Below are 6,991 nucleotides of genomic sequence, written 5' to 3'. Positions count from 1 at the left end.
GTCTTGTTGGGCCCCCTGCCGGCCCGGCAGCCTCGATCCCTTCACCGTCGGAACCGCCCAGGACGTGGTGTCGTTGAGCCGGGCGCGAGTTTGTCGTCGCCGAAACGCTGGAGCGTGGAGGTGCGGGGCTGGGCAGCGGGAGCGGGAGCGGTGCATCCTCGAGTGCTCTCCGCGCGAGCGGAGGTGAGCCGTGTACCGGTCTGGCCCTGACGGGCCGCCAACAGCATCGCAGTGCGCCCGGCTCCGCCTCGCGCTGCGGGTCTAACGCCCCGGTGACAGGGGCTTTACGATGGGTGTTCGTCGATGCTGGGAGCCCACCGTGCTGGATCACACCCCGGACTACCCGCCGAAGACCCCACCGCCACCAAAACGGCCGATCTCACCGCCGCGCCCTGAGACGAGCCTGGAGGGGACGGGCCGGGCTCGGATGCTGGTGCGGAACCGGCGGTCGGCGAACTGGTCGCTGGAAGCAGCCCCGTGGGCTGCGCAGAAGGCCTCGGGGTGCGTGTTGGACCAGTTGCACGAGTGGGGATACCGACAGGCTGATGAGGCAGCGGCTGGACTGACGGAGCTTCTGGTACGCACTGCGGTCGTGGACGGCGGCCGCCGCGTGTCCGTGCACCTCGCAGACCAAAATCGGCAGGCGTTGATCGTTGTCCTGTCTCACCGGCCGGGCCTCGCGGTCGCAGACATAGCGGTGCTGCCGGAACTGACCGGGCTGGGTGCGGTGTCGTGCGGAACGGACACGGCAGAGGACGGGCGCAGAGTGTGGGCGGTCCTCGACCTGTAGGTGGTATCCGGCTTCGCAGGCCTGATTCAGAGCGATGCGGGCGAAGGCGCCGGACAGCTCCGGGGCCGTGTCCGGCTGCCCGGCGGGGTGCTCGTCTGGTTCATGTCGGCCTCCTACCTACTTCCGAAGGTCATCAGTGAGCTGCGGCCCCGTGGGCGAGTTGGAGGCCGCGGCGGACAAGGGCCGGACCGTAGAGCTGCTCGGCGGTCTCGTTGCCCAGGGTGTCGACGGCGACGCCGACAACGACAGGCACGGCGCGTCAGTCGTCGGGGAGCCAGCCCCGACCGCGCAGCGCCTCGACGAATCTGCCGTAGGAGTCCTGCAGGGCAGGGCGCTGCGCCGACACCGGCTCGATCAGTGCGCCTCCACGCACCATGGCAGCGGCACTCGCCGCGAGGTTCTCGTGGAGCGTGCCGGTCGCGGCGAGGAGCGCGGCGCCGAACGCCGTCTCGGCGCGCTCGACGACACGGACCGGGCGGTCCAGGACGGTGGCCCGGATCGCCGTCCACACAGCGCTGCGGCTGCCCCCGCCGGCCGCGTGCAGCGGGCCGAGCACCCGGACACCCAGACGCTTCACCCGGTCCAGGGACAGCCGTTCCACGAAGGCGACTCCCTCGAGCGCGGCACGGTGGGCGTCCACTTCGTCACCGGGGCGGCCCAACGCGAAACCCCGCGCCACACCCGAAACGAACGGAAACCGCTCGCCGTCGCGGCACAGCGGGTAACGCACGAACGACGCGGGGCCCCGGGCAGCCGCCGCGGCGTCCAGCGCGGGCAGGCGGGCCGGTGCGACGTCGGCCAGGCACTCCCCTCCGGTGTTGGACGCCCCGCCGGGAAGCCACCAGCCCTCGGGGTGGCGGTGGCTGTAGAACGCACCGGTCTCATCGCGCACCAGGTGCTCGGAGACACCCTTGAGGACGTACGTGGTGCCGATGACGCCCACGAACCGGCCCGGCTCTACCGCCCCCGTGGCGATCTGGCCCGCGCAGCCGTCCGTCATCCCGAGGCGCACGGAACACCCCTCGGGCAGGCCCGTCGCCTCCGCCGCCGCCCGGCCGACGACCCCGGCCTCCGTACCCGGGGCGGCTACAGCAGGGAGCAGCGCCAGCGGGAAGTCCAGAGCGCCGAACACCTCATGCGCCCACTCCCCCGCCCGGGCGTCGTAACCGGACTTGAGCGCGTGGCTCCAGTCCGCGGCCACAGGGTGGCCCGTCAGCTCGCGGCCGATCGACTCGGGTGTGTGCAGGACATGGCGCAGGGCGGGGCCGTACGTCCGCAGGCACCAGACAGCTCGGCCGAGTGCGGCCGTGGGCCCCACCGACAGGCCCAGCCCCTCCCAACGAGCGCTGCCCGCCCGTTGGGCCTCGGCGTTGATGGCGGCGGCTCGCCGGTCGTCGTACATCAGGGCCGGGCCGAGCGGTTCGCCGTCCCGCCCGGTGGGCACGATCGTGCCGGATGTCGCCGACACAGCCACCGCGACCACCTCTCGGCCGCTCCGGGGCAGCGCGCTCGTGGTGCGGCGCAGCGCTGACCGTACGGCGGGCCACCAGGACCGGGCGTCCTGCTCGCTCGTCCCCGCAGGGGTTCGTACGGGGGGCGGCAGATCGGCCCGCGCCTCGGCGAGCACGTTTCCCTGTCCGTCCACGCACAGCGCGCGGACGGACGCGGTCGCCACGTCGATGCCGATCACGGCCGGAGTGCGGGATGTGGTGCGACGGGATTCACTGCTCATGGCGGAAAGCGTCCTTCCCTGGCGGGACGGGCCTCACGTGTTCACATCGGTCCGCCGAACGTGTTCACATCGGTCCGCCGATCGCGTGGCAGGCCATCGTCAGTGGCGGTGATGATGTTTTGTGTGTGAAGTTAACATGTGTTTCATCATGAGGGGAGGGCGGGCTCATGGTGGAGGGCGGCTCATAGTGCGACGGTCGCCACCGTGACACTGGTCCGTTCCCGGAGTTTGCCGAGCAGGTCGGCGTCCGCTCCGTCGTCCACGACCAGGTGGTCCAGGTCGCCGACGGGACCGACTCGGTGCAGTGCGGTCCGGGCGAGCTTGGTGTGGTCCATGAGCATCACCTTCGTCGCCGCCGACGTCAGCATCGCCCGTTTGACCAGTACCACGTCCTGCTCCTGGTGGTAGGCCGTCCTGGCGTCGAGCGCAGACGTGGAGACCGCGACGAGGTCGACGGAGAGCGCCTCCACCGCCTCGACGCACGGCATCCCGAGGAAGGAGTCGTGGGTGCGCGAATACTCGCCGCCCAGGGCGATCAGGCGGATGCCCTCGCATCCGGCGAAGACGTCCAGCACGCGGCGGGCGTTGGTGACCACGGTGAGCGGGGCGAGGTCGATCAGCAGGCCGGCCATGACCAGGACCGTGGTCGAGTCGTCGAGCATCACCGACATGCCGGGCTCCACCAATGCGGCGGCGGCGCGCGCGACGGCCTTCTTCTCCGCCGTGTTGACGCCGAGCCGGTAGTCGAGGCTCGATTCGAACACCGTGGAGGGCAGGGCGGACGCGCCGCCGCGGAAACGTCGCAGCACCCCTTGCCTCGCGAGGTCGTCGAGGTCCCGGTGGACGGTCATCAGGCTCACGCCCGTGAGCTGGGCGAGGGCGGCGCCCGTGGCCGTGCCCTGCTCCACCACGTGGTCGGCGATGAGCCGTCGGCGCTCTTCGGCGGATCTCTTGGTCATGGGGGTCAGTCTCCCGCAGGGCTCGGACCGGACGCGGGGGCGGGGGGCGAGGCCGTGGGTACGTTGAGCGAGCGCAGCGCCGTCTCCGCACCGTGGATTTCGATCTCCGTGACGGCCCCGTTGTCCAGCCGCGGGAAGATGCGGCGATAGCGCCCTAGGGGCAGTCCGAGCAGTTCGCACAGGGCGATGCGCAGCAGGGTGTTGTGGGCGACGACGAGCACTCTGCCTCCCTGGTGACGGTGTGCGAGGTCGCGGAGGGCTTCGGTCGACCGTGCCGCTGCCCGGGCGACGGGTTCGGAGCCGGGGAAGGCGCCGGAGTCGGCATCCTCGCGGAACCGCCGTACGGCTTCGGGGTCCTCCTCGGCCATCTCCTGGATGGTCCGGCCCTCGCCCCAGCCGAAGTCCACCTCCCGCAGCCCTTCCTGAACCTCCACCGCCAGGCCAAGCGCCACCGCCGCGGGACTCGCCGTCAGGCGGGCGCGGCTGAGCGGGGAGCAGGCGACCGCGTCCACGCCGCTGCGGGCGGCCCAGGTTCCGAGGTCGGTTCCCTGGGCCATGCCTCGGAGTGTCAGGGCGACGTCGGTGACGCCGGCGTAGCGGTTCTCCGCGTGCCACTCGGTCTCACCATGCCGTACCAGCAGGAGACGAGCGCTCATGAAGACCGCCTTTTCGAGGTTGAGGTCGAGTCGAGGCAGGGCCCGTGCAGTTGCCGTGGCGCGTATGGGCCCGGTGCATTGCCGGTTCACTCACGCGCTGTTAAATTTAACAGAAATTCCACAGCCCAGGACCGGCCTGTCGCGGCTCGGGTCAGGCCCGGACCAGGCTCCGACCTGCTCGCCACGCAGTCCCACCGGCTCTCCTCGCAGAAGGAATCCGACGTCATGCGCATCCTCGCCGCAGGCGACCACTTCGTCCGTCCCGCGTTGATTCGCGCGGCAGTGAGCCAGGAGCTGTCCGGTACGGGCGGGGAGCTTTTGGAGTTCACGGAACTGACCCTCCCCTGGCCCCATGAGCCCTTCGGTTCGGTCGCGGAGGTCCGCGAGGCGAGCGGTACGGAGGACGAGCTCGTCGAGGCGCTGGACGGGGCGTCCGTCTGCGTGACGCAGATGGCTCCGTTCACCGAGCGGGTGTTCGCCGCGTCGCCCGCGTTGCGTCTCGTCGCCGTATCGCGGGGCGGGCCCGTCAATGTGGATCTGGACGCTGCCACCCGTCACGGCGTCAGGGTCAGCTTCGCCCCCGGCCGCAACGCCCCCGCCGCCGCGGAGTTCGCCGTGGGGCTGGTGCTCGCCGCGATGCGGCGCATCGCCGTCGCCGACGCGGAGCTCAAGCGGGGCGTCTGGCGGGGTGATCTGTACGCGTACGAGGAGAGCGGCGGGGAGCTCGGCGGGGCCACGGTCGGGCTCGTGGGTTACGGGGCCATCGGCCGCATCGTGGCGCGGGTGCTGCGCGCCTTCGGGGCTCAGGTGCTTGTGGCCGACCCGTACGCTGATCCCGTCGCGGTCGCGGCGGACGGTGTCGAACTCGTCGAGCTGGACGCCCTTCTGAGCCGGAGTTCGGTGGTGAGCCTGCATGCCCGGCTGAGCGAGGAGACCCACCACCTGCTCGACTCCCGTCGCCTGGGGCTGCTGCCGCACGGTGCGGTCCTGGTCAACTCCGCGCGCGGCGGGCTGCTCGACCACGCGCCGCTGCCGGAGCTGTTGCGCAGCGGCGCTCTCGGGGCGCTCGCCCTCGATGTGTACGACATCGAGCCGATCCCCGCCGACTGGGCCTTGCGTGACGTACCGAATGTGATCACCACGCCCCATCTCGCGGGCGCGACCCGGCAGACGGCGCACCGTGCGGCGACCATCACCGCCGCCGAGGTCGGCCGCTTCGTCCGGGGGGAGGAGTTGCGGCACCTCGCGAACCGGGACGTGTTGGTGGCCGGGCAGTCCTGACTGCCGCCGCCGCCCCGGAATCCCATCGGCTCGCACAGGAGGTAGCAGGGTTGAGGACCATCATCGGCGTGGACATCGGAACGTCGGTCACCAAGGCCGTGGCGTTCGACGAGGCCGGCGGGGCCGTGGCCTCCGCGATCCGGCGCTCGCACGTGGAGATGCTGTCGGGCGGGCGGGTCGAGCAGGATCTCGACGACGTGGTGTCCGGCGTCGCCGATGTCGTACGCGAGGTCGCGGCCGAGGTCGGCCATCTGCCGGACGCGGTGGCGCTCACCGGGCAGGGCGACGGGTTGTGGCTGCGGGACTCCGACGGCCGGCCGGTGCGGCCCGCCATCTCCTGGATGGACGCGCGGGCCTCGGACCTGGTGACCCGCTGGCTGGCGGACGGCACGATCAACGCCGCTTACGCGCACACCGGCTCCGGCATGTTCCCCGGGTGTCACGGCCCGCTGCTGAACTGGCTCCAGGAGCACGAGCCCCACTCGCTGGACCGCGCCGCCGTCGCGGGGTACTGCGTCGACGCGGTCGCCCAGCGCCTCACCGGTCAGGTGTGCCTCGACGCCTCCGACGCGACCCTGCCGTTCCTCGACCCCCGTACCCGCCGCTACGCGCCCGAGGCCTTGGCGGCGTGCGGTGTCGAGGACCGGGCGGGGCTGCTGCCGCCTCCCGCCACCCCCGGCACGGTGCTCGGGCTGGACGGTCACGGCGCCGGACTCCTGGGGCTGCCCGAGGGGCTGCCGGTGGTGGCGGGGCCGTACGACCTGCCGGCCTGCGCGATCGGCAGCGGGGTGCGCGAGGTGGGGGACGGGGTCCTCATCCTCGGGACGACCCTCGCGAGCCAGGTGCTGACCGACCGCGTCGCGCTCGATCCGCTCGCCGAGCCCGCCGGTATGTGGCTGTGCACGCCCGACCCCGGCCGGTGGCTGCGCGCCATGCCCGCCATGGTGGGCACGGCCGCGCTGGAGTGGGTGCTCGCCCTCGTCGGCGCGACCACGGCCGATGTGGACACCCTGCTCGACGACAGCCCGCCCGGCGCCCGGGGCGTCCACGCCTTCCCCTTCCTGTCCGAGGCGGGCGAACGGGCCCCGTTCGTCGAGCCGTCGGCCCAGGGCCGACTCGACGGGCTCAGCCTGGCGACCGGCCGGGCGGACGCCGTCCGGGCCGTCTGTGAGGCCATCGGCTATGCGGCCCGGCACTGCCTGGACACGGCGGGGCTGAGCGGCACCCTCGCTCTGTGCGGCGGCGGCACACGGTCGCGGACGTGGGCCCGGCTGATCGCCGACGTCCTCGGCCGGCCTGTCCGCATTCCGTTGGAGGAGCAGGTCGGGGCGCTCGGCGTGGTGTCCGTCGCCAGGGCCTCGCTGTCCCCCGGGTACGAGGCGGCGCCGGGACGCCATGAGGTGGTCGATCCGCGCGAGGACGTACGGGCGTTGTACGAGGACGGATACGAGCGCTACCGGGCGGAGCTGGCGACGGCCCGGACCGCGTGGGGAGCTCACACGCGGTTGTCCGGACACCTCTGAGTGCCCCCACCATCCTGTTATTTATGACATGTCCATTGACACTACTAACA

5 protein-coding genes are annotated in these 6,991 nt (G+C 72.1%); 2 read left to right on the top strand and 3 right to left on the bottom strand.

Features of this window, described 5'->3' with window-relative positions:
* Positions 1-1,049 precede the first annotated feature (1,049 nt).
* The 3 genes from ACFWM7_RS15770 to ACFWM7_RS15760 form a co-directional block, all read right to left on the bottom strand.
* Positions 1,050-2,522, bottom strand: a complete 1,473-nt coding sequence (locus ACFWM7_RS15770) for an FGGY-family carbohydrate kinase (protein ID WP_383260601.1) — start codon at positions 2,520-2,522, stop codon at positions 1,050-1,052.
* Positions 2,523-2,704: 182 nt separating this feature from the next.
* Complete coding sequence (locus ACFWM7_RS15765) at positions 2,705-3,481, bottom strand: DeoR/GlpR family DNA-binding transcription regulator (RefSeq protein WP_383260597.1); 777 nt, start codon at positions 3,479-3,481, stop codon at positions 2,705-2,707.
* Positions 3,482-3,486: 5 nt separating this feature from the next.
* Positions 3,487-4,137, bottom strand: coding sequence for a histidine phosphatase family protein (locus ACFWM7_RS15760; RefSeq protein ID WP_383260594.1), 651 nt, complete (start codon positions 4,135-4,137; stop codon positions 3,487-3,489).
* Between the two features lie 225 nt (positions 4,138-4,362).
* Between ACFWM7_RS15760 and ACFWM7_RS15755 the strand changes: the two genes are divergently transcribed.
* Entirely contained in the window at positions 4,363-5,418 is a 1,056-nt protein-coding gene (locus ACFWM7_RS15755) for a 2-hydroxyacid dehydrogenase (protein ID WP_383260589.1), read from the top strand.
* Positions 5,419-5,468: 50 nt separating this feature from the next.
* Positions 5,469-6,941, top strand: a complete 1,473-nt coding sequence (locus ACFWM7_RS15750; RefSeq protein ID WP_383260587.1) for an FGGY family carbohydrate kinase — start codon at positions 5,469-5,471, stop codon at positions 6,939-6,941.
* The last annotated feature ends 50 nt before the right edge of the window (positions 6,942-6,991 follow it).

The organism is Streptomyces sp. NPDC058375, from assembly GCF_042723425.1.
Lineage (GTDB): Bacteria > Actinomycetota > Actinomycetes > Streptomycetales > Streptomycetaceae > Streptomyces > Streptomyces durocortorensis.
The sequence above is the reverse complement of the archived record's forward strand: the minus strand, read 5'-3'. Positions and strand labels throughout refer to the sequence as shown.

Bases quoted from the DNA above. Each gene is read 5' to 3' on its own strand.
- ACFWM7_RS15770 (WP_383260601.1), bottom strand. From the start codon at position 2,522: ATGAGCAGTGAATCCCGTCGCACCACATCCCGCACTCCGGCCGTGATC.
- ACFWM7_RS15755 (WP_383260589.1), top strand. From the start codon at position 4,363: ATGCGCATCCTCGCCGCAGGCGACCACTTCGTCCGTCCCGCGTTGATT.
- ACFWM7_RS15760 (WP_383260594.1), bottom strand. From the start codon at position 4,137: ATGAGCGCTCGTCTCCTGCTGGTACGGCATGGTGAGACCGAGTGGCAC.
- ACFWM7_RS15765 (WP_383260597.1), bottom strand. From the start codon at position 3,481: ATGACCAAGAGATCCGCCGAAGAGCGCCGACGGCTCATCGCCGACCAC.